At 72.5% G+C, this 21,039-nt stretch carries 14 protein-coding genes; all 14 read left to right on the top strand.

Annotated features, from left to right (window positions below; genetic code table 11):
• The first annotated feature begins 50 nt into the window (after positions 1-50).
• The 14 genes from K7472_RS11575 (at position 51) to K7472_RS11510 (ending at position 21,007) form a co-directional block, all read left to right on the top strand.
• The gene (locus K7472_RS11575) at positions 51-1,280 is read left to right on the top strand and encodes an EfeM/EfeO family lipoprotein (protein ID WP_222976918.1); all 1,230 of its coding nucleotides are present in this window, start codon (positions 51-53) and stop codon (positions 1,278-1,280) included.
• A complete protein-coding gene (gene efeB / locus K7472_RS11570) occupies positions 1,277-2,503 on the top strand; it encodes an iron uptake transporter deferrochelatase/peroxidase subunit (RefSeq protein ID WP_222976916.1) in 1,227 nt (408 codons plus the stop codon). The genes K7472_RS11575 and efeB overlap by 4 nt, the downstream gene beginning before the upstream one ends.
• Before the next feature lie 468 nt (positions 2,504-2,971).
• The gene (locus K7472_RS11565) at positions 2,972-4,189 is read left to right on the top strand and encodes a cytochrome P450 (RefSeq protein ID WP_222976914.1); all 1,218 of its coding nucleotides are present in this window, start codon (positions 2,972-2,974) and stop codon (positions 4,187-4,189) included.
• Positions 4,190-4,326: 137 nt separating this feature from the next.
• Positions 4,327-5,457, top strand: a complete 1,131-nt coding sequence (locus K7472_RS11560) for an acyl-CoA dehydrogenase family protein (protein WP_222976913.1) — start codon at positions 4,327-4,329, stop codon at positions 5,455-5,457.
• A gap of 52 nt (positions 5,458-5,509) precedes the next feature.
• Complete coding sequence (locus K7472_RS11555) at positions 5,510-6,880, top strand: GNAT family N-acetyltransferase (protein WP_308013869.1); 1,371 nt, start codon at positions 5,510-5,512, stop codon at positions 6,878-6,880.
• Between the two features lie 4 nt (positions 6,881-6,884).
• Positions 6,885-7,358 (top strand): type II toxin-antitoxin system RatA family toxin, encoded by a 474-nt coding sequence (locus tag K7472_RS11550; protein WP_222976912.1) that lies wholly within the window; start codon positions 6,885-6,887, stop codon positions 7,356-7,358.
• Positions 7,355-8,719, top strand: a complete 1,365-nt coding sequence (locus tag K7472_RS11545) for an aspartate aminotransferase family protein (protein ID WP_308013868.1) — start codon at positions 7,355-7,357, stop codon at positions 8,717-8,719. The genes K7472_RS11550 and K7472_RS11545 overlap by 4 nt, the downstream gene beginning before the upstream one ends.
• 25 nt (positions 8,720-8,744) lie before the next feature.
• Entirely contained in the window at positions 8,745-9,011 is a 267-nt protein-coding gene (locus tag K7472_RS11540; RefSeq protein WP_222976911.1) for an acyl carrier protein, read from the top strand.
• Positions 9,008-10,255 carry a beta-ketoacyl-[acyl-carrier-protein] synthase family protein gene (locus K7472_RS11535; protein WP_222976910.1) on the top strand — a complete coding sequence of 416 codons (1,248 nt, stop codon included), beginning with the start codon at positions 9,008-9,010 and terminating at the stop codon, positions 10,253-10,255. The genes K7472_RS11540 and K7472_RS11535 overlap by 4 nt, the downstream gene beginning before the upstream one ends.
• A gap of 58 nt (positions 10,256-10,313) precedes the next feature.
• On the top strand, positions 10,314-11,351 hold the full coding sequence (locus K7472_RS11530) for an SDR family oxidoreductase (RefSeq protein ID WP_222976909.1): 1,038 nt from the start codon (positions 10,314-10,316) through the stop codon (positions 11,349-11,351).
• A gap of 148 nt (positions 11,352-11,499) precedes the next feature.
• Positions 11,500-12,123, top strand: a complete 624-nt coding sequence (locus K7472_RS11525; RefSeq protein WP_222976907.1) for an RraA family protein — start codon at positions 11,500-11,502, stop codon at positions 12,121-12,123.
• A gap of 695 nt (positions 12,124-12,818) precedes the next feature.
• Positions 12,819-13,898: a ParB/RepB/Spo0J family partition protein gene (locus tag K7472_RS11520; RefSeq protein WP_222976905.1), complete on the top strand. Its 1,080-nt coding sequence runs from the start codon at positions 12,819-12,821 to the stop codon at positions 13,896-13,898.
• Positions 13,899-14,482: 584 nt separating this feature from the next.
• Positions 14,483-16,303 carry a non-ribosomal peptide synthetase gene (locus K7472_RS11515; RefSeq protein ID WP_222976904.1) on the top strand — a complete coding sequence of 607 codons (1,821 nt, stop codon included), beginning with the start codon at positions 14,483-14,485 and terminating at the stop codon, positions 16,301-16,303.
• Between the two features lie 54 nt (positions 16,304-16,357).
• The gene (locus K7472_RS11510) at positions 16,358-21,007 is read left to right on the top strand and encodes a non-ribosomal peptide synthetase (RefSeq protein ID WP_222976903.1); all 4,650 of its coding nucleotides are present in this window, start codon (positions 16,358-16,360) and stop codon (positions 21,005-21,007) included.
• The last annotated feature ends 32 nt before the right edge of the window (positions 21,008-21,039 follow it).

Below are 21,039 nucleotides of genomic sequence, written 5' to 3'. Positions count from 1 at the left end.
TCGTCACGCCCGAGTCCCCGTCCGCCGAACCCGAGAGGACCCGCCTCGCCATGCCCTCCCCCGTCGCCACGCACGTCCCGGCTCCCGACCGTGAGAGCGGCCGGAAGCCGTGGTCGTGGCGGCGGGCCGGGGCGGGGGTGGCGGCGCTCGTCGTGGCCGCCGTCTGCGCGGGGTCGGCGGCCGGGGCGGGGGCCGGCACGGCGGTGCCCGGCGGCGCGTTCGGGGTGGACGCCACGCGGTGCGGTGCGCCGGGCGGCCGTCTGCCCGCCGGGCGGCTGGCGTTCACGGTGACCGACCGCGCGACGCCGTACGCCACGGTCTACCTCACCTCGCCGGACGGCGCCGAGGTCTACGCCGAGATCCCGTGGATCGCTCCGGGGCATACGGTCGCCCTCAACACCGCGCTGAGTGCCGGGAGTTATGCCTTCCGCTGTGTCTTCTCCGACGGAACGGTACGCACCTCGCGTCCCCTGGCCGTCGCCGGGCGCACGGACGACGCGGTGGCCGGGTACCGCCCGGTCCCGGACCTGGCCATGACCGCTCCGGTCAACGCCTACCGTGCCTGGGTCGCCGCCGCGCTGCCCGGCCTGCTGACCGCCGCCCGCGCCCTGGACTCCGCCGTGGCGCACGGCGACCTGGCCGCGGCGAGGTCCCGCTGGCTGACCGCCCACCTCGCCTACGAGCGGCTGGGCGCCGCGTACACCGCCTTCGGCGACTTCGACGACGCCATCGACGGGCGGGCCGACGGGCTGCCGCAAGGCGTCGACTCGCCCGACTGGACCGGCTTCCACCGGATCGAGTACGACCTGTGGCACGGGCACTCGGCCGCCGACCTGCGCCCGCTGACCACCCGGCTGGTCTCCGACGTCGCCGGGCTGATCCGGGACTTCCCCAGCGAGGACGTCGACCCGGGCGACCTGCCGCTGCGCTCCCACGAGATCCTGGAGAACGCGATGCAGTTCCAGCTCACCGGGGCCGCCGACTACGGCAGCGGCACCACGCTGGCCACCCTCGACGCGAACCTCGACGGCACCCGTGAGGTGCTGGGCGTCCTCACCCCGCTGCTGCGCCCCCGGGACCCACGGCTGGCGTCCTCGCTGACGCGTGAGGTGTCGGCGGTGCAGGCCCAGGTGCGGTCCTGCCGCTCCGCGAACGGGACGTGGATTCCGGTGCGTCAATTGACTGCTACTCAGTTTCGTTCTCTGGAAGGAGACTTGGGCGGGCTGCTGGAGCAACTGGCCGAGGTTCCCGGGCTGCTGGCGCCGAGGACGTCCGCGTGACGGCCGCGCCAGGGCGGCGTGCCTTCCTGCGCGGTGCCACGGCGAGCGCGGCGACCGCGGCGGCCGTCGCCACCGGCGCGCTCGCCGCCGCTCCCCCGTCCGCAGCCGCCTCGGGTCGCCGCTTCCCCTGCGAAGGGCCCCACCAGGCCGGGATCACCACGCAACAGCAGGCCGCGGCCACCTTCGCCGCGTTCGACGTGATCGCGTCCGACCGGGCCGGGCTGACCGCGTTGTTCCGGACGCTGACCGACCGGGTGCGGGCGCTCACCGCGGGCGGCCCGGTGCCCGCCACCGACCTGGTCTCGCCGCCCGCCGACAGCGGCCTGCTCGGAGGCGTGCTGCCGGGCGACGGGCTGACGGTGACCGTCGGCGTCGGCGCGTCGCTGTTCGACGAACGCTTCGGGCTGGCCGCGCGCAAGCCCGCCGGGCTGACCACCATGCCGGTCTTCCCCGACGACCACGTCGCCGGGTCGACCGAACTGCACGGCGACATCTCGCTCCAGATCTGCGCCGACTCCCGTGACACGGTGATGCACGCGCTGCGCGACATCGCCAAGCACACCCGGGGAGCCATGCAGCCGGTGTGGAAGGCGGACGGCTTCCTGCCCGCGCCCAGGCCGGACGGCGCCCCGCGCAACCAGCTCGGCTTCAAGGACGGCACCTCGCAGCCCGCCGTGGCCGATCCCCGGGTGGCGGACGCGCTGATCTGGACCGGGGACGCCGGGACGGGCGCGACCGCGTGGGCGCGGGGCGGCTCGTACCAGGTGATCCGGATCATCCGGATGCTCGTGGAGTTCTGGGACCGGGTCTCGCTCCAGGAGCAGGAGACCATGATCGGGCGACGCCGCGACTCCGGCGCCCCGCTCGACGGCACCCGCGAGTCCGATCCGCCGGACTTCGCGGCCGACCCGCGCGGGCTGGTCACCCCGCTCGACTCCCACATCCGGCTGGCCAACCCGCGCACCGCGGCCACCGCGGCCCAGCGCATCCTGCGTCGCGGCTACTCCTACGACCGGGGCCTCGACGCGGTCGGCGACCTGGACGTGGGCCTGGTCTTCTGCTGCTACCAGCAGGACGTGCGGCGGCAGTTCGAGGCCGTTCAGCACCGGCTGGCCGGCGAGCCGCTGGTGGACTACGTCCAGCCCACCGGCGGCGGCTATTTCCTCGCCCTGCCCGGCTTCGGCCCGGGCGCCGACCACCTGGCGGCGGGCCTGCTGGCCTGAACGGGCGGCGGCGCGCCTCCCGGCCCGGGAAAGGCCGCCGGATTGCACCGCGACATCCGCGTACCCACCGCCCGGATAATCACCACCAAAGAAAAGCCAAAAAGCATCTCACTGACGGGTCATCAAATTCCCTTACGATGATCCGCCGAACGCGACACAAGTACGCGATCACGCGCCCCTCATGAGCGCCCTTACCGCATCCGCACACGGCGCGAAAGGGCGCCTTTCCGGCCCCGGTGAATGCGCCGGTCGTTTTCCGGCCAGGCGGGGATCAATATTGGCCTCACCCTTTCTTCGCAGGCCCCGTACTGCGCGAACGGTAGATACTTGAACGGACGTCGCTCCGAGCAATCGCCCCTCGTCTCCTCCATCCGTGACACCCAGCACGTTCGCCTGACGGCACGTCAATTCCCGTGACGGCACGTCATACGGACTTGGCACGCCCCTACGGCGGAAGGGCCTGCACCAGTGGATCCAGAAACGCTTCTCTTCTCGATGTTCACCCCGGAGGGCAAGGAGAACCCGCACCCCGCGCTGGCCGGGCTCCGTGCGGTGGCGCCCGTTTACCGCAACGAGGCGCTGGACACCTATTTCCTCACCCGGTTCGACGACTGCCAGGCCGTCCTGACCGATCCCGGCTTCCGCACGCCCGATCTGGAGTGGTGCGAGCGGGAGATGCCGGACTGGCGCGAGCACGCGGGGGCGGAGTTCTTCTACTCCTCGATGCTGCGGGCCAACGGCGACGACCACGCCCGTATCCGGCGGCTGGTCGGCGGCGCGTTCAGCGCGCGGCGGGTCGCCGCCCTGGGCGGTCCGGTGGAGGAGACCGTCTCGGAGCTGCTGGACCGGTTCGCGGACGCCACCGGCGACGGCGGCCACGCCGACTTCCAGGAACTCGTCGGCTACCCGCTGCCGGTGGCCGTGGTCGGCGACCTCATCGGCGTGCCGCGCCCCGACCAGGAGCGGTTCCGCGGCTACGGGCAGGACGCCGGCCGGCTGCTGGAGCCGGTGCGGACCGACGAGGACTTCAAACGCGCCGACCACGCCGTGGAGTCGCTGCGCGAGTACTTCGCCGAACTGCTGGAGCGCCGCCGCGCCGAGCCCGCCGACGACCTGGCGACCGCGCTGCTCCAGGTGCGCGACGCCGACGACGGGCGGCTGACGCAGCGGGAGTTGGTGGACAACCTGCTGCTGGTCTTCGTCGCCGGGTTCGAGACCACGACGAGCCTGCTGGGCCTGACCGTCCACGCGTTGCTGTCGCATCCGGACCAGCTCGCCCTGGTCCGCGACGATCCCGCGCTGGCCCGGGACGCCGTGGAGGAGTCGCTGCGCTGGGACACCCCGGTCCGCATGACCGAACGCATCGCGTCCCGCCCGGCCCGGATCGGCGGCGTGGACATCCCCGAGGGCGCCAACGTCACCACGGTGCTCGCCGCCGCCAACCGCGACCCGGCCCGCCATCCGGGCCCCGACCCCTTCCTGGTGCGCCGCCCCGACGTGCGGGTGCTCAGCTTCAGCGCGGGCGCGCACTTCTGCTTGGGCGCGGCACTGGCCCGGATGGAGGGCGCGACGGCGATCCGGGGACTGCTGACGCGTTTCCCGGGGCTGCACGAGGCGGAGCCGCCGGTGCGCCGCGACAGCATCAGCCTGCGCGCGTTCGACCGTCTCGCCCTCGCCATCCGGTAGCCGGCGCGCGTGGGGCCTTCGGCAACTCCCCGTTGCGTGAGCCCTGTTGAGCGTCCGGCGCCGCGTCAGGCGTGTCGTCCTGCGTGTCGTCCCGCGTGAACTCCAGCGTGAATTCCTGCGTGAGAGAGGCATCGTCCGTGAACTTCCTGCACGTCGAGCGCGCGACCATGGACAAGCTCGTGCCCGGCCTCGACCAGGCCCTGGCCGACCGTCCGCTGGAGGAACTGGAACGCGCGCCCAGCCCGGCGATCGCCGCGTTCCGTGAGGCGGGCGGCCCCGGCCTGCTCGTGCCCGAGGAGAACGCGGGCGCCGGGGCGAGCCCGTTGCAGGCGGTACGGGTGCAACGGGCGGTCGGCGCGCGCTGCCCTTCGCTCGCGGTGGCGACCACCATGCACCACTTCTCGGTGGCCGGACTGGTCGAGTCGGCGAAGGCCGGGACCGGCCTGGAGGGGCTGCTGCTGGAAGCCATCGCGAAGAACCGCATGCTGCTGGCGTCCGGCTTCGCCGAGGGCAACACCGGCCAGAACATCCTGCGTCCGCACATCACCGCCCAGCGGCGTGGCGACCGCGTGGTGCTCAACGGCAGCAAGAAGCCGTGCAGCCTGTCGCGCTCCATGGACCTGCTGACCGCGTCCGTGGTGCTCGCCGACGAGGACGGCACCGACCGGCTCGCGGTCGCCATCGTCCCGGCGAAGACCCCGGGCGTCTCGGTGCGGCCGTTCTGGAGCACACCCGTCCTCGCGGGCGCGGAGAGCGACGAGGTGGTGCTGACCGACGTCGAACTCGACCCGCAGATGGTGGTGACGACCGAGGTCACCGCCGACGCCGTGCCGGACTCGCTCAACGTCGCCGGGTTCCTGTGGTTCGAACTCCTGCTGACCGCCGGGTACATCGGGATCGCCAGCGCGCTGGTCGAACGGGTGCTGGAGCGCACCGGCGGCCCCGGGGACGATCCGGCGCGGTTCATGGTGGACGTGGACGCGGCGATGCTCGCGGTGGAGGCGGTCGCCCGGGCGATGGACGACAGCGCGTGGGACGACACGCTGCTGGTGGGCGCGCTGACCGCGCGGTACGCGGCGCAGGACGCCATCACCCGGACCACCAGGGCGTGTGTCGAGGCGCTGGGCGGGATGGCGTTCATCGGCTCGCCGGACGGCGCGTACCTCGCCTCGGCCGCCGCGGGACTGGCCTTCCATCCGCCGTCCCGCTCCCGCATGGGCGCGCCGCTGCGCGAGTACCTCGACGGCGCCCGGCTGCGCATCGGGTGAGGGGGCGCGCGATGGCGGACAGGACGCGACGACGAGGCGGGCGGAGGATTCGGTGACGGAACGCGAGGGCACCGCGATACGGGCGGGCGACGCCTCCGGGCCCGCTGGTGAAGGACCTGGCGGCGAGGGGTCCGGCGGTACGGGCACGGACTTCGGCGGCGCGGGGGCGTACCGCGTCGAGGTGGTGCGCGGTGTCGACGCGCTCCCGGCGGCCGTGTGGGAGGCGCTGGCGCCCCCGGACGACCCGATGTGGTCGCGCGGGCTGTTCGCCTCGATGGAACGCGGCGCGATCGGCCCAGAGGGCTACGCGTACCTGGTGGCCCGGCGCGGTGCGGACGTCGTGGCGGTGCTGCCGTTGTGCCTCTTCCGCGACCTGCGGCTGGACGACGTCGTGGGGCCGAAGGAGCGGCGGCTGCTGGCTCCGGTGCGGAAGGTGTGTCCGCGACTGCTGCGCATTCCCATGCTGTTGTGCGGCAACCTGCTTGGGCAGGGCCATCTGCTGAGCGCCGGGGCGCCGCCGCGCGAGGTGGTGCGGCTGATGGTGGACGCGGTGCTGCGCTTCGCCCGGAGCGAACGGCTGGGAACGGTGGTGTTCAAGGACTTCGCGCCCGCCGAACTCGCGCCGCTGCGGGGAGAGTTGTCGCGTGCCGGGTTCTTCTTCGTGCCGAGCATGCCGGACACCCAACTGGCCCTCGGTCACGGCTCGTTCGAGGAGTACGTGACGTCGCTGCCCGCGAAGCCGCGCCGCAACCTGAGGTCCAAGGCGCGCAAGTTCGAGGCGCGCGACGATCTGCGCGTGGAGGTCGTGGACGACTTCGCCGCGCTGCTGCCGCAGGTCTTCGACCTGTACCGGCAGGTCATGGACCGCGCGGACCAGACGCTCGACTCCCTCGATCCCACGTTCCTGGCCGCCGTCGAGGCGAGCGGACAGCCGCGCCGCCGTCTGGTCGCGTGCTTCCAGGGCGACCGGCTGGTGGCGTTCCTGCTGTGCCTGTTCTCCGGCAAGGGCGCCACCGGAGCGCGCATCGGCCTGGACTACCGCCTCGCGCACGACGCCCGGCTCTACCACGTCGTGCACTACGCGGCGATCCGGCTGGCGCTGGAGTCGGGATGCGCGCACATCCGTTTCGCGCAGACCGCGTACACGCCGAAGGTCGAGTTCGGCTGCGACCTGGTACCGCAGGTCTACGCCGTCACCCACGTCCGGCCGGCGGCACGGGCGGTGCTGCGCAGGGTGCTGCCCGCCGCGTTGTCCGCCGCCCTCGCGGAGACCCTCGGCCCGCACGCGGCGCTGCTGGACGACGCCCCGGCCTCCGACGGCCGCCCCGCCTCCCCCGCGGACCACCGTCACGACCGGCCCACTTCCCCAGCGGACCACCGCCACGACCGGCCCGCCTCCGCCACAGACGACGAAGGAGTCTGATCCCATGCCACGAGTGGACGTGGAACTGAGCATCGCCGCCCCGGTCGACGAGGCGTGGGCCGCGGTGGTCGACGTGCGGTCGTACCCGGACTGCATGGACAACGTGGAGTCCGTGGACCTGGTCGACCAGGCCGACGACCGACATCGCACGACCTCCTGGTCGGTGCGCCTGAAGGGGTCGGTGCTGCGCTGGACCGAGGCGGAGGTCATCGATCCGGACGCCCGCCGGTTCGACTTCCGCCAAGTCGCCGGTGATCTCGGCGAGTTCACCGGTCATTGGGCGGTCGTTCCGGGGCCGGCCGGAGGCAGTACCGTCTCGCTGCACGTCGACTTCGACATCGGCATCCCGTTGCTGGCCGAGATGCTGGACGGGGTGGCCGCCGACGCCCTGCGGGAGAACGCGGCGCAGATGCTGACCGCGCTGGACCGGCGTCTGGCGGCGGCGAGAGTACGCCCGGAACCGGGAGCGGTGCGGTGAGCGGCCCGCTGGGCGCGCGGGAGGACGGCGGGCGGGTGATCCCGGTGGACGGCGTGCCCGATCCGGGGCCGGTCTCCGCCGAGCGGGCCTTCGACCTGATCCGCCGTCACTTCTCGCCCAAGCTGGCCCTGACCGGGACGTTCGCCGGGCACGGCGCCGTCGAGGCGTCGGCCGAGGGCTGCCGGGTGACGCTCTCCGACGGACGCGAGGCGCTGGACTTCGGCAGTTACGCGGTCACCCTGCTCGGCCACCGCCACCCCGCCGTGGTGGAGGCCGTGCGCGCCGCGCTGGACACCATGCCCACGTCCACCCGCAGTCTGTCCAACCCGGTGACGGCACGGGCCGCCGCCTGCCTTTCCGGGTACTTCGGCGACGCGCTGCCGAAGGTGTACTTCGGGCTGAACGGCGCCGACGCCGTGGAGGTGGCGGTCAAGCTGGCGCGGCTGGCCACCGGGCGCGGCGGGATCGTCGCCGTGCGCGGGGGTTTCCACGGCAAGTCGCTGGGGGCGTTGGCGCTCACCCACAGTCCGTTGTTCCGGGCCGGGTTGAGCGGTGTGACGGTGGACGTCACGCACGTCGATCCGGACGATCCGGACGCGGTGGCGAAGGCGGCGGCCGAACGGTCCCTGGCCGCCGTGGTCTTCGAACCCGTGCAGGGTGAGAACGGTGCCGTCGCGTTGCCCACCGAGACGTTGCGCCAGTGGTGCGAGGACGCCCACCGGCACGGCGCGTTCGTGATCGCGGACGAGATCCAGTGCGGGCTGCGGCGCTGCGGACCAAGGTCGGTGGCGCTGGCGGAGGGGCTGCCGGTCGACGCGGTGCTCGTGGGAAAACCGCTGGGCGGCGGTGTGGTGCCGCTGTCGGCGGTGGTGTGTTCCGAGCGGTTGTACGCGCCGCTGGCGGCCGATCCGTTCCTGCACTCGGCGACGTTCGGCGGACAGCCGCTCGGCTGCGCGGCGCTGCCCGCGGCGCTCGCCGCCATCGAACAACTCGCCCCGCACGGGGACCGGTTGGCCTCACTGCTCGACACGGGCCTTGCCGGGCTGCGCGAGCGGCATCCGCGTGTCGTGGCATCCGTCCGGGGCCGGGGCCTGCTGCGCGGCGTCGACCTGGTATCGCGCCCCGCCGCCGGGACCGCCGTGGTCGAACTCGCCGACGCGGGACTGCTGGTGTCGCCCTGCCTGAGCAGTCCCACCACCATCCGCCTGCTGCCCTCGCTGGCCTGCGCGGAGGCGGACGTCGGGCAGGCGATCGGCATCCTCGACGCCGCGCTGACCGCGGCGGAGCGCACCCTGCCCGCCCCCGCCAAGCGCACCGAGCCCGTCCGGCCGGTCCCGCCCGCCGGGCACCCCGCGAGCTGAAGCACGTACCGGAGGAAGAACGCACATGTCCACCCCCACCCGTACCCGTGACGAGATCGCCCACACCGTCAGGACCGCCGTCGCCGACGTCATCGGCACCGAGCCGGAGGAGATCGGCGACGACGTGAGCCTGGTCGCCGACTACGGCGTCGACAGCCTCGAACTCATGGACATCGGGGCGCGCTTGGAGAAGGCGCTCGACGTGCACATCGAGGTCCGCGACCTCACCCTCGCCGAAACGGTCGGCCACGCGGTCGACCTGCTGGAAGAGCGCCTGAGGGAGCGGTCGTGACCGCACGGGACACCGCACGGAGGATCCGCGTCGCCATCACCGGCATCGGGGTGAAGTGCCCGGCCGGCACGACGCTGGCCGAGGCCCACGGGACGGTGCTCGCGGCGAAGTCCACCGCCTCCGTCGTGGGACACCTGGTGGAGGCGGACCTGCCCGTCCCGTTCGCCTGTCTGGTGCCGCCGTTCGACGAGGAGGCGTACGTCACCCGGCGGGAGGCACGGCAGATCGACCGGGCCACCACGCTCGCGCTGTGCGCCGCGGCCGACGCGGTGTCCGAGGCCGCGCTGCCCGCCGACCTGTCGCGGGACCGGGTGGGCGTGCAGATCGGCACCGGCATCGGCGGACTGCCCAGCATGGAGAAGGCGGCCCTGGACCACGGCGACCGGCCGATCGACATGCCCGTGCACACCGTCCCGCGTTCCATGTCCAACGCGCCCGCCTCCCGCATCGCGATGCGTTACGGCTTCCGGGGCCCGTGCTCCACGTACTCCACCGCCTGCGCCAGCGGCACCACGGCGATCGGTGAGGCGGCCCGCAGGATCAGGACGGGCGAGCTGGACGCGGCCGTGGCGGGCGGGGTGGACGCCGCGGTGACCAAGGTGATCATGGGTGGCTTCGCCCGCATGCGCGCGTTGTCCACCCGCACCGACGCGCCCCACCTGGCCAGCCGCCCGTTCGACGCGGAACGGGACGGCTTCGTGATGGGCGAGGGCGCCGCCATGGTGGTGCTGGAGCCGTGGGACGTGGCGGTGGCGCGCGGGGCGCGAGTGTACGGCGAGGTGAGCGGGTTCGCGGAGAACTGCGACGCGTTCCACATCGTGGCACCGCACGAGGACGGCACGGTGGCGGCCGCGTGCATGCGCCGCGCCATCGCCGACGCGGGGCTGCGGCCCGCCGACATCGTCCACGTCAACGCGCACGGCACCTCGACACTGCTCAACGACCGCGCGGAGGCGATCGCCGTCGACCGCTGCTTCGCGGGGTCCCCTCCGCCGCTGACCGCCGTCAAGGGCGTCACCGGCCATCTCATCGGCGGCTCGGGCGCGGTGGAGGCGGTGCTGGCGCTGGCGTGCGCGAGCGCGGGCGCGGTGCCGCCGGTCGCCAACACCACGAAGAGCCCCGAAGCCCATCTGGTCGACCTGGTGACCGGCGCACCGCGACCGGTGCCGGTGGGCCCCGTGCTGTCCAACTCCTTCGGTTTCGGCGGCCACAACGCGTGCCTGGTGCTGACGCCGCCGAACTGATCGGCACGCGGCCCCTCTTGACCGTTTCCCCTCCCACCAACCCAACGGAACGGATCCCATGCGCATCCTTGTCACCGGTGCCACCGGCGTCGTCGGGACCGAGGTGGTGGCCGCTCTCGGCGGCGCGGCGGACGGCAGGCAGCTGTCGGTCACGCGCACCGCGCGGCGCGCCCCGGACGCCTCCGTGGTGAGCTGGACCATCGGCGAACATCCCGTGCCCGCCGCGCTGGACGGCCACTGGGACGTCATCGTGCACACCGCGGCTTCCACCCGCTGGACGCTCAGCCGCGAGGAGGCGTTCGCGTCGAACGTCGAACCGCTGCGCGCGGTACTGGAGTTGGCGGACTCCGGCACCCACCTGGTGCACGTCTCGACGGCGTATGTGGGCGGCATGCGCAATCCGGAGGACCTGCGGGGTGCCGAGTTCGAGGGGTATCGCAACGGCTACGAGTGGTCGAAGGCGCGGTGCGAGGAGGTGGTCCGGGCGGAGCATCCGGGACCGCTCACCATGGTGCGGCCGCCGTTGATCGTGGGGCGGCGCGGCGACGGCGGGATCGCGCGCTTCTCGGGCCCGTACACCCTGCTGCACGCGCTGGCGTCGGGCCTGGCGGCGGTCGTGGTGGGCGATCCGGACGGCTACGCGGAGATCAGCCCGGTCGACGAGGTCGCGGCGGCCGTGGTGGACGCGACGCTCGGCGATCCTCCGCCGCGGCCCCGCACGGAGGTCGTGGCGGGCGGCGCGGGCAGCCTGCGTCTGGGTGAGCTGCTGGACGTGACGTGCGGGACGCTCAACGAGTTCCGCGCGGCGCACGGCGCCGACCCGATCGCGCGGCCCCCGATCGTGGCCACCGACAGCTGGACCCGCTTCTTCCTGCCACTGGCGGAACGCTATCTGTCCCCGTTCCAGCACGAGGCGGTCAAACTGCTGGCGATGTTCCAGAGTTACACGAGCATGAGCAGCCCGTTCGAGCCGACCCGCACGGTCAAGGACCCGGCCGCGGCCATGGCCGACGCGGTCCGCCACTGGGCCGCCCGCAAGCCCCGCCTCGCCCTGGCCCGCCCCGAACCGTGGACGATGGTGGCCCGGGGGAAGTGACCCCGGCGGCCCGGCCGCGCGACGACGACGGCGACGACGGTTGTAGGGTCGCCTCCTGGTGGGCCGGTTGATCGCTTCGCACCGGCCCGCACCGTCGGGGCAACGGGCCGCCGGACGGTATGGGTGAGCGACTGGCGAGAGGAATCCGATGAACGGCGTCAGCTCCTACCAGGACGTCCCGACCACCACTCTCGCCGACATCCTGGGGCGCGCCCAGGTGATGGACATCGGCATCCGCCCGCTGTGGACCCCGATGCCACGGCTCGCGGGGCCCGCGTACACCGTGCGGTGCGAGCCGGGCGACAACCTCATGCTGCACGCGGCGATCTACCGCGCCGGGCCCGGCTCGGTGATCGTCGTCGAGTCCGGTGACCTGGACTACGCGCTCGCCGGTGGCAACGTGTGCGCCGTCGCGCAGCGCCGCGGGGTCGCGGGCTTCTTGGTCGACGGGCTGATCCGCGACCTGGCGGAGGCGCGTGAGGCGGCGTTCCCGGTCCTCGGGCGCGGTGTGATCCCGATCCCGGGGACCAAGAAGGCCATCGGGGCCCTGGGCGAACCGGCGCGCTGCGGCGGCGTCGTGGTGCACCCCGGCGACATCGTGGTCGCCGACGAGGAGGGCGTCGTCGTCACACCCGCCGCCAGGAAGGACGAGGTGTTCCGGGCGGCACGCGCGCAGTTGGAGAAGGAGGCCGGGGAGACGCTCGACGAGTGGGAGGCACGGCATCGCGCCCGCATCGAGAAGGCCCTCGCCGACCACGGCTTCACCGGCTGAACGACGTCACCGGCCGGCCCTCTGTGAAGTGCGCCACCCTCACCCCGTTGCGCGCCCTCCCCCAACCGGCCTGTCGCTCACCCGACTTCGCGCAACGCGGACCGGTCCGATCGGCGCGTCCCACGCCCCTCCCGCACGGGTGAACTCCGACGTCACCGCGCGGCCCCCACGGTCCGCCGGCCCGGTGCCGTCGTATCGGAGGCCCGGGCGTGAGCCGGTCTTCGTCACACCGTCGACCGTGGCGGAGAGTACGGGTACGCGCACCCTCCGACGCCGCGCTCGTCCGCACTCGTCCTCGACGCCCACAAACAGGCCGATTCCCCTGTATTGATCGGAACTTGACGGGTAGTCAACGCGTTGGGAAGACGTGAAGGGGCTCTTACGGCACCCGGACCGTGGCGGGGAAACGGAGAGGCGGCGAGACCATGGACGCAGCCCTCGGGGCGGCGGGTTCCGCGCCGTCCCGCCGTCGGCGTACCCCTGCTCGCGGCCCCCGCCGACGCGGCAACGGCGCCGGAAGGACGGCAATCGTTAAGCGTCCTTCCAGAGCCTGTGAACAGCCTGTACAGTGTCCGCCACTCCGACTGCCGGAGTTTTTCCGAAAGTTTCACTCCTCCGACAGTCGAGCGCCACGTCCCGCACAGCGGAATTCCCTATTCCAGAGATTTCTTCGATCCGGACAGGGAGGCTTTATGATGGGCGAAGCCGTGAGCCAAACAGATTGTATAACGGTCAGCAGCGACTCGGAAACCGTTCCCCTCGCCGCCTTGTTACCCGGCGATTCTCCCAGACTCTCGGGTGAGGACAGAGAACGCATACTGCTCCTCGCCGATTCACCGGAGCCGTTCACCCCCATCGTCGTCCACCGGCAGACCATGCGGGTCATCGACGGCATGCATCGCCTCAGAGCCACCGCCCTGCGCGGCGAGAGCGCGATCGCGGTCCGGTACTTCGAGGGCACGGAGCACGACGCGTTCGTGCTCGCCGTGCGTCTCAACGCGACGCACGGACTGCCGTTGTCACGCGGTGACCGCGCGGCCGCGGCGACCCGCATCCTCACCACGCATCCGCAGTGGTCGGACCGGGCCATCGCGGCGGCCACCGGGCTGGCGACGAAGACGGTCGCCCGTATCCGCCGCCGTTCAACCGGGGAGGTTCCCCAGTCGAACGCCCGGATCGGCCGCGACGGCCGGGTGCGCCCGGTCGATCCGACCGAGGGCAGAAGACGCGCGGTCAGCGTGATCGCCGCTCACCCGGACGCCTCCTTGCGCCAGATCTCCCGCGAGGCGGGCATCTCCCTGGGCACCGCGCGTGACGTGCGCAAACGCCTCGACAGCAATCAGGATCCGGTGCCGCAGCGCCGTCGCGCGCACCACGCCGGGGCCGCACCGCGCCCGACGGGCCCCGAGTCCCCGCTCGTCACCCGCCGTTCAACAGCGGTCCTGGACCGTGAGGTGGGCACCGCGGCCGGGGCGCGTGAGCGGGCGAGGGCCGGACGGGCGACGCGACCGTTCGGGCCGGGGCGGCCGACCGGCATCCCCGCCTCGACGCTGGAGAAGCTGCGCAGGGACCCGTCACTGCGTCACAGCGAGGTGGGGCGCGTGCTGTTGCGCCTCCTCGACACCAACTGCGCCGGCGCCACCGAGCTGGACCGGGCGGCGGCCAGTGTCCCCACCCACTGCGCCGAGGCCATCGCCGAGGCGGCCCGCGCGTGCGCGGACGTCTGGAGCGACTTCGCCACGCAGATAGAGGCGCGCAGCGACGCGCCGGAGTGACCCGGCCCGTCCGGCGGCGACGTCGGCGTGCCCCGGTCTCCGTCCCCGCACCGGGGGCGGAGACCTCCGTCGGCGCATCGGCCGCACTACGGCCTTCACACTCTGCGACCAACCGGTTTCCATCCGGAAATCTTTGCCTCTCCGTCACGTCGCCGCGGATTCAGGGGCGATGACGACTCCTCATGAGTCACCAGGTGGCCGCCGGGCAGCCCGTCAGCCTTCTCCGGGGCGCCGATCCCGCGCCCGGGCGAGCCGGACGGCCGCACGACCGTGATCGCGCCGCACACCGCACCACCAGGCCGAATGACGTGCCCGGGCCCGCACTTCACCGCCCCCGCACGTCATTCCTCGCACTCGAACCCCTGACATCCACGTCACCCACCGAAGCAGGCATAAGCGGCACCCCCCGTTCATATTCATCTGCTTGACAGCTCTTTTTTTGGATGCCCATGATGATTTCTGTTCGGAAATCATCAGGTGATGCCAGGGCGCCTCTGCCGGGGCGCGGGCACTGATTCCGCTTCTTACACCAACGGGGGACAGCGTTCGCCGTCCTTCGTGCGGGTCGATGGAGGGCGCCTCGCATGTCCGCAGATCAAGCGCTGGAACCGCTCGGATCGCTGCCCACGCTGTTCGAGCGGACCGTCTCACGGCACGGCGGCCGCACCGCCCTCGTCGTCGACGCGCCACCGCAGGGCGCGCCGCGGCCCCGCGTGGGGTCGTCGCTGACGTATGCCCGGCTCAACTCCCTCGCGAACCAGGCCGCCAGACAACTGCGGAGCCACGGCGTGGAGCGGGGCACCGCCGTCGGTCTCCACCTCGACCGGTCGGCCGAGCTGTACGTGGTCATGCTCGGCGTCCTCAAGGCGGGCGGTCACGTCGTGCCGCTCAACCCCGCGCATCCGCGCCGCATGCTCGATCACATCGTCACCGAGGCCCGCGTCCGCCTCGTCGTGCATCAGCAGGAAGAAGCCGACCCGCCCCGATGGTCCGGCGCGGAGGACCTCACGGCGGACGAACTGCTCGTACAGGCAAGCCGGTTGGCGGACGGCGACCTCGCCCCCGTGGCATCCCCCGAGGACACCGCCTTCGTGCTGTACACCTCCGGTTCCACCGGCAGGCCGAAGGGAACGCGGATCGCGCACCGGGGACTCGCCCGGCTCGCCCTGCCCGTACCGGGCCTGGCACTGACCGAGGAGGACTGCCTGCTGCAACAGGCGGCGCCCTCCTTCGCCGCCTCGATGAACGAGGTCTGGCTGACGTTCCTGAACGGCGCCAAGCTGGCCGTCCTGCCGCCCGGGCTCCCGTCGCTGAGCGTCGTGCGCCGGATCGTCGAGGAGCAGGGCGTCACCCTACTGAGCCTGCCGTGCGGGCTGTTCAACCTCCTGGTCGACAACGAGCCGGCCGCGCTGGCGAAGCTGCGTGCGGTGTTCGTCAGCGGCGACTTCCCCTCGCCGCGGCATCTGCGGCGCGCGGCCCGCGAGCCGTCGGTGCGGATCTTCAACGGCTACGGTTGCACGGAGAACTCCGCGATCTCGGCGCTCTTCCCCGTCGATCCCGACGCCCTCACCGACTCCGACCCCGTGCCGGTGGGAAAGCCGCTGCCGCTGGTGGGCATGGCGGTGGTGGACGAGCGGCTGACCGCCTGCCCGCCCGGGGACCCCGGTGAACTCGTCGTCTCCGGCGCGGGACTCGCCCTGGGGTACGTGGACGCCGCGCTCGGCGAGGGCCGGTTCGTCACGTCGCCGGAGACCGGGGAGACGGTGTACCGGACCGGGGACCGCGCGTACGTGACCGCCGACGGCGACATCGTGGTGACCGGCCGCGGCGACGGCCAGGTCAAGGTGCGCGGCTACCGGGTGGAGACCGGGGCGGTGGAACTGGCGCTCAGGGCCGTCGAGTCGATCGACCAGGCCGTGGTCAAACCGTTCCGCGACGCCGACGGCGAGGCGCGGCTCGTCGCCTTCTGTACGACACGCGACGGCGAGGCGCTCGACGCCATGGCTCTGAGCACGGCGCTCATGGCCGAACTGCCGGACTACATGGTCCCGTCGACGTACCACCACCTCGACCGGATGCCCACCACCGTCAACGGCAAGACCGACCGGTCCGCGCTCACCGAGCCGGACGACGTCCAGGAAAGGAAGCGTGCGAATCCCATGGCGAACCCGTTGGAAGGCGTGGTCCTGCAGGTCTGGAGGGACATCATCGGTGACCCGGAGGTGGCGGTCGACGACCCCTTCCTCGGCCACGGCGGCAACTCACTGCACTTCGTGCAACTCGCCTCGACCCTGGAGAAGGTCCTGGCGGTCAAGGTGACCGCCGAGGAGATCTTCCGCAACGGGGACGTGCGCAAACTCGCCGCGCACATCGAGGAGAAGCGCGCCTCGGGCCTGCCCCGCTGACCCGTCGCTCACCGCCGCATCCCGCTCACTCAGACATCCGGAAGGCGCGACTTGATGGACACCATCCTGGAGGGTGTGGTCCTGCGGATCTGGCAGGACGTCACGGGTGACGCCGACACCACGGTGTCCGACCCCTTCACCGGGCACACCTCCTCCTCGCCCGAACTCGTCCGGTTCGCGGACACACTGCGGGCCGTGTTCGCCCTCGACGTGACACCGCACGACGTGCTGCGCCACGGCGACGTGCGCGGGGTCGCGGCGTTCGTCGAACGGGAGCGGGAGCGGCAGGCACCCGAGGCGGACGCGGCGGGCGAGCACGGCCAGCCGGAAGCTGGGCACGGGGACGCGGCGGACGAGCCCGGCCACCCGGAGGGCGAGGTCTCCCTGCCCGCCTCCCCCGGGCAGGCCGGCATCTGGTTCCTCGACCAGTTCTCCGCCAAGCCGTCGGCGTACGACGCGCCGTTCGTCGTGCGGTTCAACGGTCCGGTGGACACCGAACTGCTGCGGCAGAGCCTGCGGATGGTGGTGCTGCGGCACGAGGCCCTGCGCACGGCCTTCGCCGTCGAGGACGGCGTGGTGCGTCAACTCGTCGACGACACGGCGCGATTCGACTTCTCGGTGCGGGACAGCCGGGACGACGAGGCGTTGCGGGAGCTGGTGCGCGAGGTGACGGAGACCTCGTTCGACCTGGCGCGTGGACCACTGCTGCGGGTCTGCTGCGTACGCCACCACGACGGCACCACCCACGTGGTGTGCAACGTGCACCACATCGTCTTCGACGCGGCCTCGGCGGGCGTCTTCCTCACCGACTGGCTGGGCGCCTACCAGGAGGCGGCCACCGGCAGGGCGCCGGAGCCGGTGCCGGAGCCCGCGCAGTACCGGGAGTTCGTCCGGCGGCAGCGCACGGCGGTCACGCCCGCCGTCCTGGAGGAGCACCTCGCCTACTGGGAGGATCGGTTGCGCGGCCCGCTGCCCCTGCTGGACCTGCCGCTCGACCGCCCCCGCCCGGCCGTCCAGTCCCACGACGGCGAGGTGCTGCGCTTCGCCGTTCCCACGGACCTGGGGAGGCGGCTCGTGGCACGGGCGGCGCGGGAGGGCGTCACCCCGTTCATGCTGCTGATGGCCGCGTACGCCGTCTTCCTGCGCAAGTACGCGCGGCAGGACGACATCTGCGTGGGCACACCGGTCTCGCTGCGGGACTCGGCCGAGAGCCTTCATGCCATCGGCTACTACGTCACCATGGTCGCCACCCGCCACCAGGTGGACGACGATATGACCGGCAGGGAGCTGCTGCGGCAGGTCGCGACGGAGGTCACCGGGGCGCTGGCGCACCGGGACGCGCCGTTCGACAAGGTGGTGGAGCGCCTGGACCCGCCGCGCAGCCAGAGCTGTTCGCCCCTGTTCCAGACGACGTTCGTGATGCCGAGTTCCGGCCTCGGGTCCGTCGAGGGGCTCGGGCTCGACATCGACGTGGACCTGTACCCGAGCCAGAGCGCCAAGTACGACCTGACGCTGCTCGTGGAGCAGGACGGCACGGGGCTGCACGGTATTTTCGAGTTCGACACCGCGTTGTTCGACCGGGACACCGTGCGGGCGATGAGCCGGCACTTCCTCCACGTGCTCGACGCGCTGGTGGAGCGCCCCGGCGCCCCGGTCGGGGACATCGGGCTGCTGGACGGGGACGAACGCCGCCGGATGCTGGAGTGGTGTGACCGCACGGCCGAGACGCGGGCCGACCGGACGGTCGCCGAGCTGTTCGAGGCGCAGGCGGCCCGTACCCCGGACGCCACGGCGCTGGAGTTCGACGGCGACATACTGACGTACCGTCAACTCAACGCCCGCGCCAACCGGATGGCTCACGCGCTCGTCGCACGCGGCGCCGGACCCGGGCACCGCGTCGCCCTCCATCTCGACCGGTCCACCGACCAGATCGCCGCACTGCTGGGCGTGCTCAAGTCCGGCGCCTCGTACGTGCCGCTCGACCCCCACTACCCGGCCGACCGCGTCGCCTTCATGCTCGGCGACGCCGACGTGCGGCTCGTGGTGACCGACGACGACGCGCCGCATCTGCCGTCCGGCGTCGAGCGGTTCGTGGTGGGCCGCGACGTGCCGCCAGGTCAGAACGGCGTGGACGGCCCCGACGCCGCCGACGAACGCGACCTGGGCCCCCGCAAGTCCACCGGCGACGAGATCTACGTCATCTACACCTCGGGCTCCACCGGCCGGCCGAAGGGTGTCGTGGTGAACGACGTCACCATCGCCAACCTCGTCGCCGCCCAGGCCGCGCTGTCCCCGTGCGGCGCGTGGACGCGGACGTCGCAGTACATGTCGCTGTCGTTCGACGTCTCGCTGATGGAGATCTTCGGCACCCTGTGCGCGGGCGGGACGCTCGTGCTGGTGCCGGAGGAACTGCGCACCGATCTGGACCTGTTGGCGGACTTCGTGGCCCGGGAGCGCATCGGCCGGATGTACCTGCCGTACATCGCGGTGCACCAGCTCGCGGCGGTCACCGCCGGATCGGACCGGGTCTTCGACGAGCTGGTCGAGGTGGCCTCGGTGGGCGAACAGCTCGTGGTCACACCGCAGATCCGCGAGTTCTTCGCCCGTCACACCGGCGCCCGGCTGCTCAACATGTACGGCCCCTCGGAGACGCATCTCGCCACGTCCCACGAGCTGTCCCGGCGCCCGCAGGACTGGCCGGACGCCCCGCCCATCGGTGCCGGTGTCCCCGGCCTGAAGCTGCTCTGCCTCGACGAGCGGATGAACCTCGTGCCCGAGGGCGTCCCCGGCGAGCTGTACATCGGCGGCGACGTGATCTCCCCCGGCTACCACAACCGCCCGCAGGAGACCGAGGAGCGCTACCTCGCCGACCCCTTCGACCCGTCGGGCCGCGGCAGGCTGTACCGGACCGGCGACCTGGTGCGCGTCACGCGGGACCGGGAGTTCGAGTACCTCGGCAGGACGGACGGCCAGATCAAGATCCGCGGGTACCGTGTCGAACCGGCCGAGGTCGAGTCGGCGCTCACCTCCCTGGAGCCGGTCACCGCGTCGGCCGTGGTGCCCGTCGCCTACGGGCCCGGCGACACCCGGCTGGTGGGATTCGTGGTGTCCGGCGAGCCGCTGGACGTCGCCACCGTGCGGCGTGCCCTCGGCGGCGGCCTGCCGGACTACATGCTCCCGTCCGCGCTGGTGCGTCTCGACCGCATGCCCACCACCCCGAGCGGCAAGATCGACCGCAAGGCGCTCCCGGCGCTGTTCACCGCGGACGAGCCGTCCCCTGCCGGGCGCGAACCGGCGACACCGCGCGAGCGGGAGATCGCCCGCGAGTGGGCGGACGTCCTCAAGACCGGTCAAGTCGGTGCGGACGACGACTTCTTCGCGCTCGGCGGGCACTCCATCCTCGCGACCGCGCTCACCTACCGGCTGCGGCAGGTGTACGGCGTCGAGGTGCCGATGCGGGCGCTCTTCGAGGACCCCACGGTCTCCGGGATGGCCGTCAGGATCGACCGGCTGCTGGAGGGCGACGACGCCACCGCGCTGTCCGTCCCCGATCTGGCGTCCGACGCGGTCCTGCCCGATCACATCAGGCCGCCGGACCGCATGGCGCCGCCGGACGTCCGCGAGGTCCTGCTGACCGGCGCGACCGGCTTCCTCGGCGCCTACTTGCTGCGGGAGTTGCTGACCGCCACGACGTGCCACGTGCACTGCCTCGTACGCGCCGCCGACCAGGACGCCGCGTGGGAACGGCTGCGGGACACCGCGACGGCGTACGGCTTCGCGGACGCGCTGACCCCGCGACGGGTGACGGCCCTCCCCGGTGACGTGGCCCGCGCCCGGTTCGGTCTGGCCGCCGACGACTACGACGCGCTGGCGGCCCGCGTCGGCACCGTGCACCACGCGGCGGCGCGCATCAACTTCGTCGCCCCCTACGCCTCGGTGAAGCCGGACAACGTGGACGGCGTGCTCAACGTCCTGGAGTTCGCGTCGCGCCGCCGGGTCAAGGCCGTGCACCACATGTCGACCCTGGCCGTGTTCTCCCCCGCCGGGCACCCCGGTGTCATCACGGAGGACAGCGTGCCGCGCGAGCACGAGACGCTGAGCATCGGCTACACCCAGAGCAAGTGGGTCGCCGAACGCCTCGCGCTGACCGCCGCGGAGCGCGGACTGCCGGTCACCGTCCACCGCATCGGCCGCATCAGCGCCGACAGCGCCACCGGTGCCTGCCAGACCGAGGACTTCCTGTGGCGGCAGATCAAGAGCTTCATCCAACTGGGCCGTGCCCCCGAACCCAAGGGCGCCACCAGCGAGTTGCTGCCGGTGGACTTCGTGGCGAAGGCGGTCGTCGCCCTCTCCCTCGATCCCACGACCACCGGCGGGGTGCGGCACCTGTTCCACCCGGACGGCGTGCCCTTCGACGTGATCCACACCGCGATCCGGGACAGTGGACACCCGTTGCTCGACGTGGCCGCCGACGAGTGGGTGCGCGCCCTGGAGGACGCGTCGCTCACCGGCGGGGACAACGCCCTGGCCGCCGCCGTGCCGTTGCTGCGCGAAGGCGCGCTCGAACTCGGCGACAACGTGTACGACAACGCGCGCACGACGGCGCTGCTGGAGCGCGCCGGGCTGCGCTACCCGGAGATCACAGCCGGCTACTTCCGGTCGATGATCTCGTACTTCCAGTCCACCGGTGAGCTGAGCGGCTGAACGACGGCCGTCGCACCGCCGCCCTCACCCGG

Origin of the sequence: Streptantibioticus parmotrematis (assembly GCF_019890615.1) — a bacterium.
GTDB classification, from domain to species: Bacteria; Actinomycetota; Actinomycetes; order Streptomycetales; family Streptomycetaceae; genus Streptantibioticus_D; species Streptantibioticus_D parmotrematis.
The sequence above is the reverse complement of the archived record's forward strand: the minus strand, read 5'-3'. Positions and strand labels throughout refer to the sequence as shown.

Coding starts and splice junctions, on each gene's coding strand:
- K7472_RS11520 (WP_222976905.1), top strand. CDS start 12,819: ATGGGCGAAGCCGTGAGCCAAACAGATTGTATAACGGTCAGCAGCGAC.
- K7472_RS11515 (WP_222976904.1), top strand. CDS start 14,483: ATGTCCGCAGATCAAGCGCTGGAACCGCTCGGATCGCTGCCCACGCTG.
- K7472_RS11575 (WP_222976918.1), top strand. CDS start 51: ATGCCCTCCCCCGTCGCCACGCACGTCCCGGCTCCCGACCGTGAGAGC.
- K7472_RS11510 (WP_222976903.1), top strand. CDS start 16,358: ATGGACACCATCCTGGAGGGTGTGGTCCTGCGGATCTGGCAGGACGTC.
- K7472_RS11550 (WP_222976912.1), top strand. CDS start 6,885: ATGCCACGAGTGGACGTGGAACTGAGCATCGCCGCCCCGGTCGACGAG.
- K7472_RS11540 (WP_222976911.1), top strand. CDS start 8,745: ATGTCCACCCCCACCCGTACCCGTGACGAGATCGCCCACACCGTCAGG.
- K7472_RS11525 (WP_222976907.1), top strand. CDS start 11,500: ATGAACGGCGTCAGCTCCTACCAGGACGTCCCGACCACCACTCTCGCC.
- K7472_RS11530 (WP_222976909.1), top strand. CDS start 10,314: ATGCGCATCCTTGTCACCGGTGCCACCGGCGTCGTCGGGACCGAGGTG.